16 protein-coding genes and 1 riboswitch are annotated in these 18,570 nt (G+C 68.3%); of the genes, 6 read left to right on the forward strand and 10 right to left on the reverse strand.

The window, feature by feature from the left end; all coding sequences use genetic code 11:
• Nucleotides 1-150 precede the first annotated feature (150 nt).
• Complete coding sequence (gene cyc1 / locus ACH4DZ_RS11735; RefSeq protein ID WP_398287080.1) at nucleotides 151-1,206, forward strand: epi-isozizaene synthase; 1,056 nt, start codon at nucleotides 151-153, stop codon at nucleotides 1,204-1,206.
• Entirely contained in the window at nucleotides 1,203-2,573 is a 1,371-nt protein-coding gene (locus ACH4DZ_RS11740; protein ID WP_398286850.1) for a cytochrome P450, read from the forward strand. Before cyc1 ends, ACH4DZ_RS11740 begins: the two co-directional genes overlap by 4 nt.
• A 35-nt stretch (nucleotides 2,574-2,608) precedes the next feature.
• On the opposite strand, the gene ACH4DZ_RS11745 is transcribed toward ACH4DZ_RS11740, so the two are convergent.
• Nucleotides 2,609-3,574, reverse strand: coding sequence for a helix-turn-helix domain-containing protein (locus tag ACH4DZ_RS11745; RefSeq protein WP_398286852.1), 966 nt, complete (start codon nucleotides 3,572-3,574; stop codon nucleotides 2,609-2,611).
• A 93-nt stretch (nucleotides 3,575-3,667) separates the two neighbouring features.
• Between ACH4DZ_RS11745 and ACH4DZ_RS11750 the strand changes: the two genes are divergently transcribed.
• A complete protein-coding gene (locus tag ACH4DZ_RS11750; protein ID WP_398286853.1) occupies nucleotides 3,668-3,922 on the forward strand; it encodes a hypothetical protein in 255 nt (84 codons plus the stop codon).
• Here ACH4DZ_RS11750 and ACH4DZ_RS11755 read toward each other — a convergent pair.
• From ACH4DZ_RS11755 to ACH4DZ_RS11795, 9 genes are all read right to left on the reverse strand, one after another.
• Nucleotides 3,835-4,881 carry a ribonucleotide-diphosphate reductase subunit beta gene (locus ACH4DZ_RS11755; RefSeq protein ID WP_398286854.1) on the reverse strand — a complete coding sequence of 349 codons (1,047 nt, stop codon included), beginning with the start codon at nucleotides 4,879-4,881 and terminating at the stop codon, nucleotides 3,835-3,837. The genes ACH4DZ_RS11750 and ACH4DZ_RS11755 overlap by 88 nt on opposite strands.
• Nucleotides 4,881-7,307: a ribonucleoside-diphosphate reductase subunit alpha gene (locus ACH4DZ_RS11760; RefSeq protein WP_398286856.1), complete on the reverse strand. Its 2,427-nt coding sequence runs from the start codon at nucleotides 7,305-7,307 to the stop codon at nucleotides 4,881-4,883. Before ACH4DZ_RS11760 ends, ACH4DZ_RS11755 begins: the two co-directional genes overlap by 1 nt.
• Nucleotides 7,308-7,444: 137 nt before the next feature.
• A riboswitch (cobalamin riboswitch) is annotated at nucleotides 7,445-7,666 on the reverse strand.
• Nucleotides 7,667-7,706: 40 nt separating this feature from the next.
• A complete protein-coding gene (locus ACH4DZ_RS11765) occupies nucleotides 7,707-8,285 on the reverse strand; it encodes a GNAT family N-acetyltransferase (RefSeq protein WP_398286857.1) in 579 nt (192 codons plus the stop codon).
• A gap of 66 nt (nucleotides 8,286-8,351) precedes the next feature.
• Complete coding sequence (locus ACH4DZ_RS11770; protein ID WP_398286858.1) at nucleotides 8,352-9,341, reverse strand: nucleoside hydrolase; 990 nt, start codon at nucleotides 9,339-9,341, stop codon at nucleotides 8,352-8,354.
• Nucleotides 9,342-9,496: 155 nt separating this feature from the next.
• On the reverse strand, nucleotides 9,497-11,125 hold the full coding sequence (mctP, locus tag ACH4DZ_RS11775; RefSeq protein WP_398286859.1) for a monocarboxylate uptake permease MctP: 1,629 nt from the start codon (nucleotides 11,123-11,125) through the stop codon (nucleotides 9,497-9,499).
• Nucleotides 11,122-11,415: a DUF3311 domain-containing protein gene (locus ACH4DZ_RS11780; RefSeq protein ID WP_398286860.1), complete on the reverse strand. Its 294-nt coding sequence runs from the start codon at nucleotides 11,413-11,415 to the stop codon at nucleotides 11,122-11,124. The genes mctP and ACH4DZ_RS11780 overlap by 4 nt, the downstream gene beginning before the upstream one ends.
• 136 nt (nucleotides 11,416-11,551) lie before the next feature.
• Nucleotides 11,552-11,761, reverse strand: coding sequence for a YbdD/YjiX family protein (locus ACH4DZ_RS11785; RefSeq protein ID WP_398286861.1), 210 nt, complete (start codon nucleotides 11,759-11,761; stop codon nucleotides 11,552-11,554).
• Entirely contained in the window at nucleotides 11,733-13,886 is a 2,154-nt protein-coding gene (locus ACH4DZ_RS11790) for a carbon starvation CstA family protein (protein ID WP_398286862.1), read from the reverse strand. Before ACH4DZ_RS11790 ends, ACH4DZ_RS11785 begins: the two co-directional genes overlap by 29 nt.
• Before the next feature lie 285 nt (nucleotides 13,887-14,171).
• Nucleotides 14,172-14,936, reverse strand: a complete 765-nt coding sequence (locus ACH4DZ_RS11795) for a GntR family transcriptional regulator (protein WP_398286864.1) — start codon at nucleotides 14,934-14,936, stop codon at nucleotides 14,172-14,174.
• A 418-nt stretch (nucleotides 14,937-15,354) separates the two neighbouring features.
• Here ACH4DZ_RS11795 and ACH4DZ_RS11800 point away from each other — a divergent pair, with 418 nt between their 5' ends.
• The 3 genes from ACH4DZ_RS11800 to ACH4DZ_RS11810 all read left to right on the forward strand — a co-directional run bounded on the left by ACH4DZ_RS11800 (nucleotide 15,355) and on the right by ACH4DZ_RS11810 (nucleotide 18,569).
• Nucleotides 15,355-16,632: an extracellular solute-binding protein gene (locus ACH4DZ_RS11800; RefSeq protein WP_398286865.1), complete on the forward strand. Its 1,278-nt coding sequence runs from the start codon at nucleotides 15,355-15,357 to the stop codon at nucleotides 16,630-16,632.
• Between the two features lie 87 nt (nucleotides 16,633-16,719).
• Entirely contained in the window at nucleotides 16,720-17,742 is a 1,023-nt protein-coding gene (locus tag ACH4DZ_RS11805; protein WP_398286866.1) for a carbohydrate ABC transporter permease, read from the forward strand.
• Nucleotides 17,739-18,569: a carbohydrate ABC transporter permease gene (locus ACH4DZ_RS11810; RefSeq protein WP_398286867.1), complete on the forward strand. Its 831-nt coding sequence runs from the start codon at nucleotides 17,739-17,741 to the stop codon at nucleotides 18,567-18,569. The genes ACH4DZ_RS11805 and ACH4DZ_RS11810 overlap by 4 nt, the downstream gene beginning before the upstream one ends.
• Nucleotide 18,570: the final 1 nt, after the last annotated feature.

The raw sequence follows: 18,570 nt of genomic DNA on the forward strand, positions 1-18,570 counted from the left end.
AATCCGTTCCCAGAACGGTCAGTTGTGGTGCTGAATGGGAAGCGCGGGGATACGCAACGGCGCACGCCCAGCACAGCGGGAGGGGCGTGTCGTCAACAGGCGGCTGAGAGGGGTTTGTTCGTGCCTGCTTTCTCACAGAGCACCTCAACGATGTACACCTCGGCCCTCGTTCCACCGGCGCTCTCTCTTCCGGTGATCGAGGCCGAGTTTCCCCGTCAACTCCATCCGTATTGGCCCAGGCTGCAGGAGAACACCAGGGTCTGGCTCCTGGAAATGCGCCTCATGTCGGCGGCGAAGGTGGAGGCATATGCCGACGGGCTTTGCTACACCGACCTCATGGCGGGCTACTACATTGGCGCGCCCGACGAGGTCCTCCAGGCGATAGCGGACTACAGCGCGTGGTTCTTCGTCTGGGACGACCGTCACGACCGTGATGTCATCCACGGCCGGCCGGCGGCCTGGGAACGGCTCAGGGGTCAACTGCACGCGGCTCTGGACTCCCCGCGGGAGCACCTGCACCACCAGGACCCGCTGGTTGCGGGGTTCGCGGACAGCGTGGTGCGGCTGTACTCGTTCCTGGGCGAGGGGTGGAACGCGCGGTTCGCGGAACACTTCCACGCGGTCATCGAGGCGTACGACCAGGAATTCCGCAACCGTACGTCGGGCATTGTCCCGACCGTCGAGGAATACCTCGAACTACGGCGGAACACTTTCGCGCACTGGATCTGGCTCGACCTGCTCGAACCGAGCGCGGAGTACGAACTGCCCGTCGCCGTGCGGGAGAACCCCGCGTACCGCAGGGCTGCTTTGCTGTGCCAGGATTTCGCCGCCTGGTACAACGATCTTTGCTCTCTGCCCAAGGAAATCGCGGGCGACGAGGTGCACAATCTCGGCATCAGTCTCATTCATCACGAGGGAATGCGACTGGAAGAATCGGTCAAGGAAGTCAGGCGGCGGGTCGAGGAGTGCATAACCGAATTCCTCGATGTCGAACAGGAGGTATTGAGGTACGCGGAAAGGATCGACAACGGGTCCGCCCGTGGCGCCGAACTAGCGGCTGCCGTACGGGCGTGTCTTTTCAATATGCGGAACTGGTTCAGCTCCGTGTACTGGTTCCACCACGAGTCGGGACGGTACATGGTGGACAGCTGGGACGACCGCACCACACCCCCGTACGTCAACAACGAAGCGGCAGGTGAGAAATGACCGTCGAGTCGGTACGGTCCGCTGCACACCAAGCGGCAGAACTGTCCGTCCCGCCCCTCGCCCAGGGCGGCTTCCCCGGCCTCGGACACGGCCTGAAACTGGTCCGCGACCCGCTGGGTTTCCTGTCCCGGCTGCGCGACCAGGGCGATGTCGTCCGGCTGAAGCTGGGACCCAAGACCGTGTACGCCGTCACCACGCCGGCCCTCACCGGGGAACTGGCCCTGAGCCCCGACTTCAAGATCGACGGACCCCTGTGGGAGTCCCTGGAAGGCCTGCTCGGCAAGGAGGGGGTGGCGACCGCCAACGGCTCGCGGCACCGGCGTCAGCGCCGGACGATCCAGCCCGCCTTCCGGCTGGACGCCATCCCCGGCTACGGGCCGATCATGGAGGAGGAGGCGCACGCCCTCGCGGAGCGCTGGCGGCCCGGCGAGACGATCGACTGCACCGCGGAGTCGTTCCGCGTCGCCGTCCGTATCGCCGCCCGCTGCCTGCTGCGCGGAGATTTCATGGACGAGCGGGCCGAGCGGCTGAGTATCGCCCTCGCCACCGTGTTCCGCGGCATGTACCGCCGCATGGTCGTTCCGGCGGGACCGCTCTACAGGCTTCCGCTTCCGGCCAATCGTAAATTCGACCGCGCATTGGCCGATTTACACCTCCTGGTCGACGAGATCGTGGCCGAGCGCCGTGCATCCGGTCAAAAGCCGGACGATTTGCTGACAGCATTGCTGGAAGCGAAGGATGAGAATGGCGAGCCCATCGGGGAACAGGAGATCCACGACCAGGTGGTCGCGATACTCACCCCGGGAAGCGAAACCGTCGCTTCCACGATCATGTGGCTTCTGCAGGTCCTCGCGGAACACCCGGAACAGGCGGACCGAGTACGCGAAGAGGTCGAGTCGGTCACCGACGGCCGTCCTGTCGCATTCGCGGACGTGCGGAAGCTGTCCCACACCAACAATGTCGTCGTCGAGGCCATGCGGTTGCGTCCCGCCGTATGGATATTGACACGCCGGGCCGTGACCGAAACCGCACTCGGCGGGTATCGCATTCCGGCCGGGGCCGACATCGTCTACAGCCCGTACGCGATACAGCGCGATGAGCGTTCGTACGGCGGGCATCTGGAGTTCGACCCCGATCGCTGGCTTCCGGAACGCGCCAAGGACGTGCCGAAGTACGCGATGAGCCCGTTCAGTGTGGGCAACCGGAAGTGCCCGAGCGACCATTTCTCGATGGCCCAGCTCGGGCTCGTCACGGCGGCGGTGGCCTCGCGCTGGCGCCTGGAACAGGTGTCCGAGTCGAACGACACCACCCGCGTCGGCATCACACTGCGACCGCACCGGCTGCTGCTGAGGGCGGTGCCGAGGTGAGCGCGGCCGTACCGCGCTGACCGCTCCGCGCACGTTCAGGCGGCCTGCGGGCCCCTGAACGTGCGCCGGTACGCGTTCGGTGTCGTCCCCAGCGAGCGGACGAACTGATGGCGCAGCGCGGCCGCCGTCCCGAACCCCGTGCGGTCCGCGATGAAGTCCATCGTCTCGTCCGTTCCTTCCAGCAACTCCTGTGCCAGCAGCACCCGTTGGCGCAGCAGCCAGCGGTACGGGGTGGTACCCGTCTCCTGCTGGAAGCGCCGGGCGAAGGTGCGCGGCGACATGTGCGCGCGGGCGGCGAGCTGTTCGACGGTCACCTCCTCGCCGAGGTGGCTCTCCATCCAGACGAGCACCGCACCGACCGTGTCGCACTGCGAGCGCGGCAGCGGCCGCTCGATGTACTGGGCCTGGCCGCCGTCGCGGTGCGGCGGCACGATCATGCGCCGCGCGATGCTGTTGGCGACCTCGGGGCCCTGCTCCTTGCGGACGATGTGCAGACAGGCGTCGATGCCGGAGGCGGTGCCCGCCGAGGTGATCACCGGGTCCTCGTCCACGTACAGCACGTCCGGTTCGACCTTCGCGCGCGGGTGGCGCTCGGCCAGTGTCCCGGCGTGCCGCCAGTGGACCGCGCAGCGCCGCCCGTCGAGCAGGCCGGCCGCGCCGAGCACGAAGACCCCGGAGCAGACGCTGAGCACCTTGGTGCCGCGGTCGGCGGCCCGGACCAGGGAGTCGAGCAGCGCGGGCGGATAGGTGCGCCCGATGTAGTGGCTCCCGGCGGGCACGACGATCAGGTCGGCCTCCTCCAGCCGGTCGAGACCGTACGGGGTGGAGAGCGTGAAGCCCGGGACATGGGTGGCGAGCGTCGGCCCCTCGGCCGAGGCGACCGCGAAGTCGTACACCGGCAGCCCCTCGTCGCTGCGGTCGAGGCCGAACACCTCGCACACGACGCCGAGTTCGAAGGGATGCACGCCGTCGAGCAGGACGGCGGCCACGTTGGTCAGCATCCTGACAGTGTGCACCCGAACTGGCAGGAAATCGAGGGTGTGCGGCAGTCCTGCCACTCACGGTAAGGAGTATTCGGCGCAACAGTGGTGTCCATGAACACGACACAGCTGGAAGGCCTGATCGGAATGCTCTTCGTCCTCGGAATCCTCGTCCTGCTCGTCCTCCCCGCGGTGTTCGGCATCGTGCGCGACCGGCGCGTCGACCGTCAGCTCAGGCAGGCCGAACAGGGCCCCGCGAAGGAGCGGGGCCCCGCGAAGGGTCAGAAGTCCTCGTCGAGGTCGACCGTCCCCTCCACCGCCACCTGGTACGCCGAGGGCCGGCGCTCGAAGAAGTTGGTCAGCTCCTGAACCCCCTGCAGCTCCATGAACGAGAAGGGGTTCTCGGAGCCGTACACCGGGGCGAGGCCCAGGCGCTGCAGCCGCTGGTCGGCGACGCACTCCAGGTACTGCCGCATCGACTCGGTGTTCATGCCCGGCAGGCCCTCACCGCACAGGTCGCGCCCGAACTGCAGCTCGGCCTCGACGGCCTCGCGCATCATGTCGGTCACCTGCTGCCGGAGCTCCTCGTCGAAGAGCTCCGGCTCCTCCTTGCGGACCGTGTCCACGACCTCGAAGGCGAAGCTCATGTGCATCGTCTCGTCGCGGAACACCCAGTTGGTGCCGGTCGCCAGGCCGTGCAGCAGGCCCCGGCTGCGGAACCAGTAGACGTACGCGAAGGCCCCGTAGAAGAACAGGCCCTCGATGCACGCGGCGAAGCAGATGAGGTTCAGCAGGAAGCGGCGTCGGTCGGCCTTCGTCTCCAGCCGGTCCAGCTTCTCCACCGAGTCCATCCACTTGAAGCAGAACTCGGCCTTCTCACGGATGGACGGGATGCTCTCGACGGCGTCGAAGGCCGCCGCCCGGTCCGCCGGGTCGGGCAGATAGGTGTCGAGCAGCGTCAGATAGAACTGGACGTGCACGGCCTCCTCGAAGAGCTGGCGGCTCAGATAGAGCCGCGCCTCGGGGGAGTTGATGTGCTTGTACAGCGTCAGCACCAGGTTGTTCGACACGATCGAGTCGCCCGTCGCGAAGAACGCGACCAGCCGGCCGATCATGTGCTGCTCGCCCGGCGACAGCTTCGCGAGGTCGGAGACGTCCGAGTGGAGGTCGACCTCCTCGACGGTCCACGTGTTCTTGATCGCGTCCCGGTAGCGCTCGTAGAAGTCCGGGTAGCGCATGGGGCGCAGGGTCAGCTCGAAGCCGGGGTCGAGAAGGTTCTTCTCGGTCTTCCCGGTGGTCTCTCCGGCCTTCTCAGGTGCGGTGTTCATTACTGGCAGGCCTCGCAGGACTCGGGGTTCTCAAGGGAGCAGGCGACCGCGTCGGGGTCGGCGGCCTGCTGGACGGGAATGGTCTTCTCGGGCTGCGCCGGGACGGGCGGCTGTGCCTGCCCCTGTGCCTGGCCCTGGGCGGCGCGGGCGATGCGGGTCGCCGGGCGCGAGCGCAGGTAGTACGTCGTCTTCAGGCCCGACTTCCAGGCGTACGCGTACATCGAGGAGAGCTTGCCGATGGTCGGCGTCTCCAGGAACAGGTTCAGCGACTGGGCCTGGTCCAGGAACGGGGTCCGGGCGGCGGCCATGTCGATCAGGCCGCGCTGCGGGATCTCCCACGCCGTGCGGTACAGGTCGCGCACGTCCTGCGGGACCCAGGTGAAGCCCTGCACCGAGCCGTTGGACTCGCGCAGCGCCTCCCGGGTCTGCGCGTCCCACACGCCGAGCTTCTTCAACTCGGCCACCAGGTAGGAGTTGACCTGGAGGAACTCGCCGGACAGCGTCTCGCGCTTGAACAGGTTGGAGACCTGCGGCTCGATGCACTCGTACACGCCCGCGATGGACGCGATGGTGGCGGTCGGTGCGATGGCCAGCAGCAGCGAGTTGCGCATGCCCACCGCGGCGATCCGCTCGCGCAGGGCCGCCCAGCGCTCCGGCCAGTTCAGCTCGACGTCGTAGTGGTCCGGGTGCAGCACGCCCTGGGCCGTACGGGTCTTCTCCCAGGCGGGCAGGGGGCCGTTGCGCTCGGCGAGGTCGGCGGACGCCTCGTACGAGGCGAGCATGATCCGCTCGGCGATCCGGGTGGAGAGGGCGCGCGCCTGCGGGGAGTCGAACGGCAGCCGCAGCTTGAAGAAGACGTCCTGCAGTCCCATGGCGCCGAGGCCCACCGGACGCCACTTGGCGTTGGAGCGGCCGGCCTGCTCGGTCGGGTAGAAGTTGATGTCGACGACCCGGTCGAGGAAGGTGACGGCGGTACGGACGGTCGCGTCCAGGCGCTCCCAGTCGATGTCGCGGGCGTCCGCGTCCACGAAGGCGCCCAGGTTGACCGAACCGAGGTTGCAGACCGCGGTCTCCCCGTCGTCCGTGACCTCCAGGATCTCGGTGCACAGGTTCGAGGAGTGGACCGTGTGGCCGGGCAGCGCCGTCTGGTTGGCCGTGCGGTTGGCGGCGTCCTTGAAGGTCATCCAGCCGTTGCCGGTCTGCGCGAGGGTGCGCATCATGCGCCCGTACAGATCGCGGGCGGGGATGGTCTTCCTGGCGAGCCCGGCGGCTTCCGCCTCGCGGTACGCGGCCTCGAACTCCCCTCCCCACAGGTCGACCAGCTCGGGCACGTCCGAGGGCGAGAACAGCGACCAGTCGCGGTCCTCGTTCACCCGGCGCATGAACTCGTCCGGGATCCAGTGCGCGAGGTTCAGGTTGTGCGTGCGCCGGGCGTCCTCACCGGTGTTGTCGCGCAGCTCAAGGAACTCCTCGATGTCGGAGTGCCAGGTCTCCAGGTAGACCGCGGCCGCGCCCTTGCGCCGGCCGCCCTGGTTCACCGCGGCGACCGAGGCGTCGAGGGTCTTCAGGAACGGGACGATGCCGTTCGAGTGCCCGTTGGTGCCGCGGATCAGCGAACCGCGCGAACGGATCCGGGAGTACGAGAGCCCGATGCCGCCCGCGTGCTTGGAGAGGCGGGCCACCTGGTGGTAGCGGTCGTAGAGGGAGTCCAGCTCGTCCAGCGGCGAGTCGAGGAGATAGCAGGACGACATCTGCGGATGCCTCGTACCGGAGTTGAAGAGCGTGGGGGAGGAGGGCAGGTAGTCGAGGCGGCTCATCAGCCGGTACAGGGAGGCGACCTCGTCGACGGACCTGGTCGTGTCGTCCTCGGCGAGACCGCTCGCCACGCGCAGCATGAAGTGCTGGGGCGTCTCGATGACGGACCGCGTGATCGGGTGCCGCAGCAGGTACCGGCTGTGCAGGGTGCGCAGGCCGAAGTAGCCGAAGCGGTCGTCGCCCGCCAGGTCGATCAGCGTGTCGAGCCGGGCCGCGTGGAGGCGTACGAACTCGGCTGTGCGGTCGGCGATCAGGCCCTCGCGGTGGCCGACGGCGACCGACTCGGAGAAGGAGCGCACGCCCTGCGAGGCGGCCTCCGCGGCGATACCGACGGTCAGCAGGCGGGCGGCCAGCTTCGAGTAGACCGGGTCCTCAGAGATGAGACCGGCGGCCGACTCCGTGGCCAGCTCACGCAGCTCCGCGGTGTCCGCGGCGGCGGACCGGCCGCGCAGGGCGGCGGCGGCGACCCGGCCGGGGTCGGCGCCGGGGAGGTCGGCGGTGAAGTCGGTCAGGATCCGCAGCAACGCGGTTCCCGGTCCGTCTGCCTCGGCCCTGTCCTGCTGGTCCCGGCTCGCTGTCGCGGAGACCGGATCGGCTGGCGCGATGGTCACGTGGGGCTCTCCCTCGCTCGGCACGGGGCCTCGGCGGGAGAGGGTTCGGGGCACACGGGGGTACGCGCCCTGGGCAGCGGTACGCCGCGTCCACCGGCCCACTCCACGAGGCCCGGACGTCATGCGCCCGGGCCGGTCGGCCTGGGCGCGCTGTCGGCAGGTCCTCGGACTGACTCCCGTACGCGGCCTGCGGGCATGCGGACATCCGATGTCGGACATCTGGGCATGCGGGCATATCACGTACAAGTACACCGTTGCGGGACAGTTCCGGATTCGCACCGGATTCCCCTGCGACGACAGCGAGCATGAGCATACATCTTGTGCCGGGCTCCGGAAGCACCCCCACATGTTGTGTCGTATCGGCTCCGGGCGCTGTGACGGAGGGTGTAGCGACAGGCTCTAGAGGGTCAACTCGTAACTGAGGAGCATGATGTCGTCCAGGTGCGGCACGGGGTTCCAGTCACGGCCCGGGGCGCGGGTGAAGCCGAGGTGCTCGTAGATGCGGTGGGCGCTGTGCATGGTGCGCTGGGTGGACAGCACGATGCCCCCGCAGCCCTCCACGGCCCGCGCGCGGTCGATGCAGGCGCGTACGAGGGCGGTGCCCACGCCGTGGCCCCGGGCCTCCTTGGTGACCGCCAGCATGCGTATCTCGGCCTCGTCCGCGCGTGAGATCTCCGCCATGGGCCCGCCGCGGGGTACGAAGGTCACACCGCCCAGGAGCCGGCCACGAGGCGCGCCTCCGCCCCGAACGGCCGCGCCGGCCGGATCCGCCGCATCGAACGCCTCGACGGCTGCGACCGCTTCCACGGCCACCAGTACGTCGGCCGCGGCGGCACGCTTGGCCACGTTCCGCAGTTCGCCGAGGTACTCGTCGCTCTCCCCGAAGTCGAGCAGCCCGTCCCCGAGATACGCCTGCGCGGTGATGTCCCCCAGTGCCGGGTACTCCTCGGGCTCCGCCCGCCTGATCACGATGTCCATGCCCGGCAGTGTGCCCGAGGAGGCCCACGAGGGCCGCCGGATTTCTCGCGTCGCCGTGTGCGGGGCTTAGCCGGCCGCCGGCCACAGGGGCAGGGTCGAGACGAAGTCCTTCGTGAAGTCGCGCGGGCCCGGGCCGAGGGCCACCCGGCCGGTGAGGCGGACCCGCGCGGTCAGGGCGGGCGACTCGGGATAGTAGATCCGCCCGGCGGCCGAGGGGACGAACACGGTCTGGCCGCGCGTGAGTTCGGCGGCCGACTCCACGACGACCGCCCCCTCCGCGAGCGTCACGAACGACTCGTCGGCGCACACACCGACGGCGAGCGGATCGTGCAGCGGACAGGTGCCGTCCCCGCCGCTGCGACGGTACGCCTCCATGTAGACCCGCAGCAGCCGGGCGGCGAGCGCGGTGCCGGGGCCCGCCGCCTCCAGGGCCGCGAGGTCGGCGGGCCTGAACAGCCAGCGGTGCGAGGCGTCCAGGTCGACCATGGTGAACGGGATTCCGGAGGACAGGACCAGCTCGGCGGCGTCCGGGTCGGCCCACATGTTGAACTCGGCGACCGGTGTGATGTTCCCGGGCACGCGGGCGGCGCCGCCCATGAACACGAACTTCTTCACGCGCCGGGCGAAACCGGGGTCCTCCAGGAGCGCGATCGCCACATTGGTGAGGGGTCCCGTCGCGCACACGGTCAGCTCGCCCTCGTACTCCCGGGAGAGCCGCAGCAGCGTCTGCGCGGAGGACTCCGTCGGGTGCGCCGCGGTCGAGTCGGGCAGTGTCTCGTCGCCGAGTCCCGCGGGGCCGTGGAAGTCGGCGGCGACGCGGTACGGCAGGCGGGTCAGGGGGCGGCCCGCGCCGCGGTGGACGGGGACGTCCGCGTCGATGCGGAGGGTTCGCGCCAGGGCGCGGGCGTTGAGGTAGGTCTGCTCCGCGGGGAGGTTGCCGCCCACGGAGGTGTAGGCCTTCAGCTCCCACAGGCCTGTGCCGAGCAGGTACTGGAGGGCTACGGCGTCGTCGATGCCGGGGTCGCTGTCGAGGACGATGGGGGCGCGTGGGGTCACCTGTCCACGGTATCGGCCCCTGTCCCCGGGGGCTGCGCCCCCAGACCCCCTTGTCGCGCCTGCGCGCTCGTCCTCAGACGCCGGACGGGCTGGTTTTCCAGCCCGTCCGGCGTCTGAGGACCGGGGGTTCGGGGGCGGAGCCCCCGAGTACACCCCTAGTGGCCCGCCCCCGCCGTCGCCGGCGGCAGCTCCACCTGGACGCCCTTGTCGCCGGCGTCGGCCGTGTAGTCCTCGGCAGAGGTCTCGTCGACCCCGTCCGGCGCCTTGACCGCCTTCAGGACGAACGTCAGCACCACCGTCACCACCAGGTTCAGGACGAACGCGGTCAGCCCGATGTACCCGATCTCCCCGATCCCGGGAATCTCCTTCGACGACCCCCCGAAGTGCTTCTGCGTGGGCGAAGCCACCCCGTACGCGGCGACCGTGCCGTACAGCATGCCGACCGCCCATCCCGCGAGCAGCGCCCACCGGTGGAACCACCGCGTGAACAGTCCGCCGACCAGCGCCGGGAAGGTCTGCAGGATCCAGATCCCGCCGAGCAGCTGGAAGTTGATGGCCACCGTCTTGTCCATGGTCAGGACGAAGACCAGCGCGCCGACCTTCACCAGGAGCGAGACCAGCTTGGAGACCTTGGTCTCCTGCGCGGGCGTCGCGTCGGGCTTGATGAAGTCCTTGTAGATGTTGCGGGTGAAGAGGTTCGCCGCCGCGATGGACATGATGGCCGCCGGCACGAGCGCGCCGATCCCGATCGCCGCGAACGCCACGCCCGCGAACCAGTCCGGGAACATGGTCTCGAAGAGCTGCGGGATCGCCAGCTGCCCGTTGTCCACCTTGATCCCGGCCGCGATGGCCATGAAGCCGAGCAGCGCGAGCAGGCCCAGCATCAGCGAGTACAGGGGCAGGATCGTGGTGTTGCGCCGGATCACCTCACGGCTGCGCGAGGACAGCGTCGCCGTGATCGAGTGCGGGTACATGAACAACGCGAGCGCCGAACCCAGCGCCAGCGTCGCGTACGTCCACTGCCCCGCCTCGCCCGGCACCAGGGAGCCGCGTGGCGCGCCGGTCGCCGGGTTGGTCTGGTTGTACGCCTCGCCCGCCTTGGCGAAGATCTCGTCGAAGCCGCCCAGCTTGATCGGGATGTAGATGATCGCGACGGCGATGACGATGTAGATCAGCGTGTCCTTGACGAACGCGATCAGGGCGGGCGCACGCAGCCCCGACGAGTACGTGTACGCGGCCAGCACACCGAAGGCGATGAGCAGCGGCAGGTCCTTGACGAACCAGTTGGTGTCCTCTCCCCCGCCGACGCCCATCACGTCGAGGACGGCCTGGATGCCCACCAGCTGCAGCGCGATGTACGGCATCGTCGCGAGGATGCCCGTCACCGCGACGGCCAGCGAAAGACCCTTCGAGCCGAAGCGTCCGCGCACGAAGTCCGAGGTCGTGACGTACCCGTGTTTGTGCGAGACCGACCAGAGGCGGGGGAGGAAGGTGAAGATCAGCGGGTAGACCAGGATCGTGTACGGGACCGCGAAGAAGCCGGCCGCGCCCGCCGCGTAGATCGCCGCCGGGACCGCCACGAACGTGTACGCCGTGTAGAGGTCGCCGCCGAGCAGGAACCAGGTGACCCAGGTGCCGAACGACCGGCCGCCCAGGCCCCATTCGTCGAGGGTCTGCTCGCCGTCGGCCCGGCGCCAGCGCGAGGCCAGGAAGCCCATGACCGTGACGGCCACGAAGAAGAAGATGAAGACGGCGAGTGCCACGCCGTTCACGCCGTCCTTCATGCGGACGCGCCCCCGTTCTGTGCCCGGCGGGCGGCCTTGCGGGCGCGCTGCTCACGGTTCCACAGCGTGTACGCGGTCATCGTGAGCGCGGTCGAGATGAGCACCCACAGCATCTGGTACCAGTAGAAGAACGGGATGCCGATGAAGGTCGGGTCGACCTTCGCGTACGACCCCACCCAGAGCATCGCCACGAACGGCGCGATCAGGCAGAGGGCGATCACCGCCCGGACCGGTGTCACCACCGGCGGTTTCCCTTCGGACGCTCTTGGCACATCCGGTGTTTCCGACATACGGCGGCTCCGTCCCCTCACTGATCACCTGTGCAACGCGCAGGAAATCTAAGGGACGGTTCCGCTTTATGGAACCCCTGTCCGCATAACGGATGTGCCGTGTCGGGCGACAGCGGGGCGGTGCACAGGAACAGCGTCAGCAGCAGCGGAAGCCCTGCCGCGGATCAGCCTCCTGACGGTCCGTGCGCATCCGCTCGAACTCCCGCCGCGAGGGCACCTCCGCGTCGGCCCGCTCCTCGCGCAGATGCGCCACGTACCGGTCGTACGCGGACTCGTCGGTCAGCTCCCGCACGTACCAACGCACGCCCCTGGCAGCCCTAACCGCGTGGTTCAGCGCCGACCGCATCGCGCACCTCCTCCTTCTCCTCCCTGGTCGGGATCAGCCCGGCCGGAGCGACGATCTGCGACTCGACGTACGGCGCCTCGCTGAGCGTGGAGAGCGCGGGACGGCGTATGTGCCGGATGCACACCCTCGTCGCGTCCGCGATCACCACGACGATGAGCAGGGCGAGAACCGCCGTGAGGACACCGTCGACCGTGGAGTTCGTGACGATCGTGTGCATGTCGTCCATGTTCTTCGCGGGTGCGACGAGTTCACCCCGGTCGATGCCGTCCTGGTAGATCGAGCGCTGCTTGAAGAAGCCGACGCGCGGGTCGCTGGAGAAGACCTTCTGCCAGCTCGCGGTCAGCGTGACCGTGGCGTCCCAGACGAGTGGGACCCCGGTGATCCAGGCCCACTTGAGGCGTCCGGACTTCACCAGCAGGGTCGTGCAGACGGCCAGGGCGACCGCGGCGAGCAGCTGGTTGGAGATGCCGAAGATCGGGAACAGCTGGTTGATCCCGCCGAGCGGTTCATGGACGCCGACCCACAGGAAGTAGCCCCACAGACCGCAGACGATGCCGCTCGTGATGACCAGACCGGGCTTCCAGCTCACATCCTTGAAGGGTTTGTAGAGATTGCCCAGCGTGTCCTGGAGCATGAAGCGGCCCACCCGGGTGCCCGCGTCGAGCGCGGTCAGGATGAACAGCGCCTCGAACATGATCGCGAAGTGGTACCAGAACGCGCGCAGGCCGTCCCCGGTGACGTCGGAGAAGATCTCCGAGACACCGATCGCGAGCGTGGGCGCGCCGCCGGTCCGCGACAGCAGGGACGCCTCCTCGACGTTCTTCGCCGCGGCGGCCAGGTCTCCCGGGGAGATCTGGTAGCCCCAACTGCCCACCACCTGGGAGGCGTTCTGGACCGTGTCGCCGATGACACCGGCCGGCGCGTTCATCGCGAAGTACAGGCCCGGGTCGATGACGGACGCCGCGATCAGCGCCATGACCGCCACGGACGACTCCATGAGCATGGAGCCGTACCCGATCATCCGGATCTGCGTCTCCTTCTGGATCATCTTCGGCGTGGTGCCGGAGGCGATCAGGGAGTGGAAGCCGGAGAGCGCCCCGCAGGCGATGGTGATGAAGACGAACGGGAAGAGCGCGCCCGCGAAGACCGGCCCGTCGCCCCGCGAGGCGAAGTCCGTCACCGGGTCCATCTTCAGGGTCGGCAGCGAGACGACTACCCCGACCGCGAGCAGCCCGATCGTGCCGATCTTCATGAACGTGGAGAGGTAGTCGCGGGGCGCGAGCAGCATCCACACGGGCAGGATCGACGCGATGAACCCGTACGCCACCAGCCAGATGACCAGGGTCGAGGGTGCGAGCGTGAACGTGTCGGCCCAGGACGACTCGGCGACCCAGCGGCCCGCGACCAGCGCGAACAGCAGCAGCGCCACACCGATCAGCGAGACCTCGGCGACCCGGCCGGGCCGCAGGACCCGCAGGTAGAAGCCCATCAGCAGGGCGATCGGGACCGTCATCGCGATGGAGAAGGTGCCCCAGGGGGACTGGGCGAGCGCGTTGACGACGACCAGCGCGAGCACTCCGAGCAGAATGATCATGATGGCGAACGCGGCGATCAGGGCCGCCGCGCCGCCGAACGGGCCGATCTCCTCGCGCGCCATCTGCCCCAGCGACCTGCCGTCGCGCCGGGTGGAGAAGAACAGCACGACCATGTCCTGGACCGCGCCCGCGAGGATCACGCCGACGATGATCCAGATGGTGCCGGGCAGATACCCCATCTGCGCGGCCAGTACGGGCCCCACCAGCGGCCCCGCGCCCGCGATCGCCGCGAAGTGGTGGCCGAGCAGCACGCGCCGGTCGGTGGGATGGAAGTCGATGCCGTTGTTGAGCCGCTCGGCCGGGGTGGCCCGGTTCTTGTCGACCCGCAGGACCTTGTGGGCGATGAACTTCGCGTAGAAGCGATAGGCGATGGCGTACGAGCCGAGGGCTGCCGCCACCATCCAGGCGGCCGAGACCTCCTCGCCCCGCGAGAGAGCGAGCACGGACCAGCCGGCCGCGGCGATCAGCGCGACAAGGGTCCAGATGACGATGCTGCGGGGACTTGCCTTGCGGGGGCTGTCGGTGTGCACCGGTCGTCCTCCCGTCCATGAGTGACGGGAGGACCGTAGACCAGGATCCCACCTGGCGCTATACCACCTGCAGGCTCAACTGGCTTGCCCGGCAATGAAGTTCGCGGAGAGCGGCCGGTTTTTCAGGGGCGCGGGGAACGGCGCAGTCTTTTCGCTTTCTGGGGCGCGCAGTCTTTTGCCTTCAGGGGCGCGGGGCCGTGTCGATATGCGGCGCGCCGCCGCGTGGGCGCGACCAGCCACGACGCACCCGCACCCGACAACGCACCGCAACCCACCCCGACCCACCTAATCCACAGGCCTCTTCAGCCGCGCAACGAACTTGTACCGGTCACCCCGGTAAACGGACCGCACCCACTCCACCGGCTGCTGATCCTGATCGATCGAGTGCCGGGACAACATCAACATCGGCAACCCCACATCCGTCCCGAGCAACCCCGCCTCCCGAGGAGTGGCGAGCGACGTCTCGATCGTCTCCTCGGCCTCCGCGAGCCGCACGTCGTACACCTCGGCCAACGCCGTGTACAGAGACGTGTACTTCACCAGCGACCGCCGCAACGCGGGAAACCGCTTCGCGGACAGATGCGTCGTCTCGATCGCCATCGGCTCCCCGCTCGCGAGCCGCAGCCGCTCGATCCGCAGCACCCGCCCCCCGGCGGTGATGTCGAGCAGCTCCGCGAGCGTGTCGTCGGCGGTGATGTACCCGATGTCCAGCAACTGCGAGGTCGGTTCCAGCCCCTGCGCCCGCATGTCCTCGGTGTAGGACGTGAGCTGCAGCGCCTGCGAGACCTTCGGCTTCGCGACGAACGTGCCCTTGCCCTGGATACGTTCGAGCCGCCCCTCGACGACCAGCTCCTGCAGCGCCTGACGCACGGTCGTGCGCGAGGTGTCGAACTCGGCGGCGAGCGTGCGCTCGGGCGGTACCGGCGTACCGGGCGGCAGGGTGTCCGTGATGTCGAGCAGATGCTTCTTCAGGCGGTAGTACTTGGGCACGCGCGCGGTACGGATGGGGGCGCCACCCTCGTTCTCCGCACTGCTGACGTCGGTGCTCATACTCTGCCTTCCCGGCTTCGAGTGCCGATGCGGCCGACGTACGCGCCGGCCACGGCTCACATCGTGGCACGCCCAGCCGTGCGAGTGTCCTCCCGCACGCTGCGTGATCCCCTCTATATACCGTCGGCGTCCTTTTTGGTCTAGTCCATAGCGTGTGCGGGCCCCGCCGGAGGTGCCGCCGCGACCTGGGCGAGCGCCCGCCCGATCTGTCACCCGTGTAGTGAAAGGTCCCTGCATATGTAGGTCGCGTAACGGACGGTCGGGAGCGGCTTTTTCACCCTTGACACCCCTCTAGGTCTAGGCCAAGCTCCCCGTACTGGTCTAAACCATTGAGGACCAGGTCCCAGCCCCACGGGCAGTACTCGTCGTAAGTCACGCGGTGGGCAGGGGGGTTGCTGGCATCCCTGAGGAGGATGACGTGAATCGCAAGCTCATCGCGGCCGTCGGTGTCGCGGGCATGTTGATGTCGGTCGCTGCCTGTGGCGGCGACGACGGTGACGACGGTGGCAAGGCGGGGGCCGACGGCTACAAGGGCCAGACCCTGACCGTCTGGGCCATGGACGGTTCCACGCCGGACGGCTGGACCAAGGACCTCACGGCCGCCTTCGAGAAGAAGACGAAGGCCAAGCTGAAGTTCGAGACGCAGCAGTGGAACGGCATCCAGCAGAAGATCACCACCTCGCTCTCCGAGGACAACCCGCCGGACGTCCTTGAGGTCGGCAACACCCAGACCCCGGCCTACGCGGCCACCGGGGGTCTCGCCGACCTGAGCGACCTCAAGGAGGAGATCGGCGGCGACTGGACCAAGGCCCTCAACGAGTCCTCGGTCTTCGACGGCAAGCAGTACGCCGCGCCCTGGTACTTCGCCAACCGCGTCGTCATCTACAACAAGAAGGTCTGGGCCGACGCCGGCATCACGGACACCCCCAAGACGCGCGCCGAGTTCTTCGACGCCCTGAAGACCATCGACAAGAAGACCGACGCCGAGCCGATCTACCTGCCCGGCCAGAACTGGTACTTCTTCGACGGTCTGACGATCGGCCAGGGCGCCGACCTGGTGAAGAAGGAAGGCGACAAGTACGTCTCCAACCTCGCGGACCCGAAGGTCGGCAAGGCCATGGACATCTACAAGGAGTACCAGTCCTACTCCAAGGCCCCCAAGGACAAGGACGAGGCGACCCCGCAGCAGGCCGAGGTCTTCGCCAAGGGCAACGTCGGCGCCTTCATCGGCATGGGCTGGGAGGCCGGCACGGCCATCGCGGCCAACAAGAAGATAGAGAAGGACATCGGCTACTTCACCATCCCCGGTGAGACGGCCGACTCGCCCGAGGGTGTCTTCCTCGGCGGTTCCAACTTCGCGGTCGCCGCGGGCAGCAAGAAGCAGGAGCTCGCCAAGGAGTTCCTGAAGCTCGCCCTGTCCGACAAGTTCGAGGGCGCGCTCGCCAAGGAGAACGGCGTCATCCCGAACAAGGAGGCGCTGCAGATCCACCTCGCGGGCAACGGCGCCGCCGAGGCCGCCGCTCCGGCCGCCGCCGGCGGTGGCACCACGCCGCTGATCCCCGAGTGGGCCGCCGTGGAGAACGACCCCAACCCGATCAAGGCCTACATGACCGCGGTCCTGAAGGGGAAGTCGCCCGCCGCCGCCGCCAAGCAGGTCGAGGCGGAGATCAACAAGCGGCTCGCGCAGAGCAGCTGATCACCTCCGTGCCGGGGACGGCATCCTCCGTCCCCGGCACGCCGGCGCATTCAACTGCGAACCCCGATGGTGGAAGAGATGGCGAGCATGTCAGTGCAGACCGACCGCACGGACACAGGCACGGCCGCCGCGCCCGGTGTCCGTAAGACCGACGTACCCCCGCCCGACGACACAGGCATACGCAAGGGCAACGGCAAGGGCAAGCGCCCGGCCGGAAGCCGCGGCGGCGCGTCCGCCCCGTACGCGCTCCTGCTGCCCGCCCTGCTCGCCACGGTGATCCTGCTCGGCTGGCCGCTGATCAAGAACGGCATGCTGTCGTTCCAGAATCTCAACCCGCGCCAGCTGATCCTCCACCTCACCGAGTGGAGAGGGTTCGACAACTACACGGACGTCCTGAGCAGCGCGGACTTCTGGAAGGTCGTCCAGCGCACGGTCGTCTTCACCGCCGTGAACGTCGTCCTCACCATGGTGTTCGGCACGCTCGTCGGCCTGCTCCTCGCCCGGCTGGGCAAGCGCATGCGGCTGGTGCTGCTGCTCGGCGTGGTGCTCGCCTGGGCGATGCCGGTGATCGCCGCGACCACGGTCTACCAGTGGCTGTTCGCCCAGCGCTTCGGCGTCGTCAACTGGCTGCTCGCCAAGGCGGGCTGGACGTCGATGGCCGACTACAACTGGTTCGGCACCCAGCTCTCCACCTTCTCCGTGATCACCCTGCTGATCGTCTGGCAGTCGATCCCGTTCGTGGCGATCAACCTGTACGCCGCCACGACCACCATCCCCAAAGAGCTGTACGAGGCCGCCTCCATCGACGGGGCCGGCACCTGGAAGAGCTTCACCTCCGTGACCTTCCCGTTCATCCGGCCGTTCCTGTGGGCGACGACCTTCCTTGAGGTCATCTGGATCTTCAAGGCGTTCCCGCAGATCTTCGCCATGAACAAGGGCGGGCCGGACCGGCTCACCGAGACCCTGCCGATCTACGCGTTCGTCGAAGGGCCGGGCAACCAGCACTACGGGATGGGAGCGGCGATCTCGTTCCTGACGATCCTCATCCTGCTCGCCCTGACGGCCTACTACCTGCGTACCGTTCTCAAGCAAGAGGAGGACGAGCTGTGAAGCGCTCCCCGATGGCCAGGCTGTGGCCCAACGCGACGGCCCTCGTCCTCTTCGTGGTCTTCACGTTCCCCGTCTACTGGATGTTCGCGACCTCGCTGAAGCCGACCGGCGACATCATCGCGGACACCCCGGTCTTCGTACCGACCGACATCACGTTCGACCACTTCCGGAAGGCGCTCGACGCCGACCACTTCTGGACGCTGGTCGGCAACTCCCTGACGGTGACCGTCCTCGCGGTGGTCTTCTCCCTCGTCATCGGGCTGCTCGCGTCCTTCGCGCTGGCCCGGATGCGGTTCAGGGGCCGCCGCGGCTTCCTGCTGACCTTCATGATCGCGCAGATGGCCCCCTGGGAGGTCATGGTCATCGCGATCTACATGATCGTGCGCGACGCGGACCTCCTCAACAGCCTCGTACCGCTCACGGCCTTCTACATGATCATGGTGCTGCCCTTCACGATCCTGACGCTGCGCGGCTACGTCGCCGCCGTGCCGAAGGAACTGGAGGAGTCGGCCATGGTGGACGGCTGCACCCGCCGGCAGGCCTTCGTGAAGGTCATCTTCCCGCTGCTCGCCCCGGGTCTCATGGCGACCTCGCTCTTCGGCTTCATCACGGCGTGGAACGAGTTCCCGCTGGTCCTGATCCTCAACAAGGACGCCGAGAAGCAGACGCTCCCGCTGTGGCTCTCCAGCTTCGAGACGACGTTCGGCGACGACTGGGGGGCCACCATGGCCGCGGCCTCGCTCTTCGCGATCCCCATCCTGGTCCTGTTCGTCTACCTCCAGCGCAAGGCCGTCAGCGGACTCACCTCCGGCGCCGTGAAGGGATAAC

The sequence above is a fragment of the Streptomyces sp. NPDC017991 genome (assembly GCF_044328075.1).
Classification (GTDB): Bacteria; Actinomycetota; Actinomycetes; order Streptomycetales; family Streptomycetaceae; genus Streptomyces.

Excerpts from the sequence above, each read along its gene's own strand:
- cyc1 (WP_398287080.1), top strand. The coding sequence starts at position 151 with ATGTACACCTCGGCCCTCGTTCCACCGGCGCTCTCTCTTCCGGTGATC.
- ACH4DZ_RS11740 (WP_398286850.1), top strand. The coding sequence starts at position 1,203 with ATGACCGTCGAGTCGGTACGGTCCGCTGCACACCAAGCGGCAGAACTG.
- ACH4DZ_RS11745 (WP_398286852.1), bottom strand. The coding sequence starts at position 3,574 with ATGCTGACCAACGTGGCCGCCGTCCTGCTCGACGGCGTGCATCCCTTC.
- ACH4DZ_RS11750 (WP_398286853.1), top strand. The coding sequence starts at position 3,668 with ATGAACACGACACAGCTGGAAGGCCTGATCGGAATGCTCTTCGTCCTC.
- ACH4DZ_RS11755 (WP_398286854.1), bottom strand. The coding sequence starts at position 4,881 with ATGAACACCGCACCTGAGAAGGCCGGAGAGACCACCGGGAAGACCGAG.
- ACH4DZ_RS11765 (WP_398286857.1), bottom strand. The coding sequence starts at position 8,285 with ATGGACATCGTGATCAGGCGGGCGGAGCCCGAGGAGTACCCGGCACTG.
- mctP (WP_398286859.1), bottom strand. The coding sequence starts at position 11,125 with ATGAAGGACGGCGTGAACGGCGTGGCACTCGCCGTCTTCATCTTCTTC.
- ACH4DZ_RS11780 (WP_398286860.1), bottom strand. The coding sequence starts at position 11,415 with ATGTCGGAAACACCGGATGTGCCAAGAGCGTCCGAAGGGAAACCGCCG.
- ACH4DZ_RS11785 (WP_398286861.1), bottom strand. The coding sequence starts at position 11,761 with ATGCGGTCGGCGCTGAACCACGCGGTTAGGGCTGCCAGGGGCGTGCGT.
- ACH4DZ_RS11795 (WP_398286864.1), bottom strand. The coding sequence starts at position 14,936 with ATGAGCACCGACGTCAGCAGTGCGGAGAACGAGGGTGGCGCCCCCATC.
- ACH4DZ_RS11805 (WP_398286866.1), top strand. The coding sequence starts at position 16,720 with ATGTCAGTGCAGACCGACCGCACGGACACAGGCACGGCCGCCGCGCCC.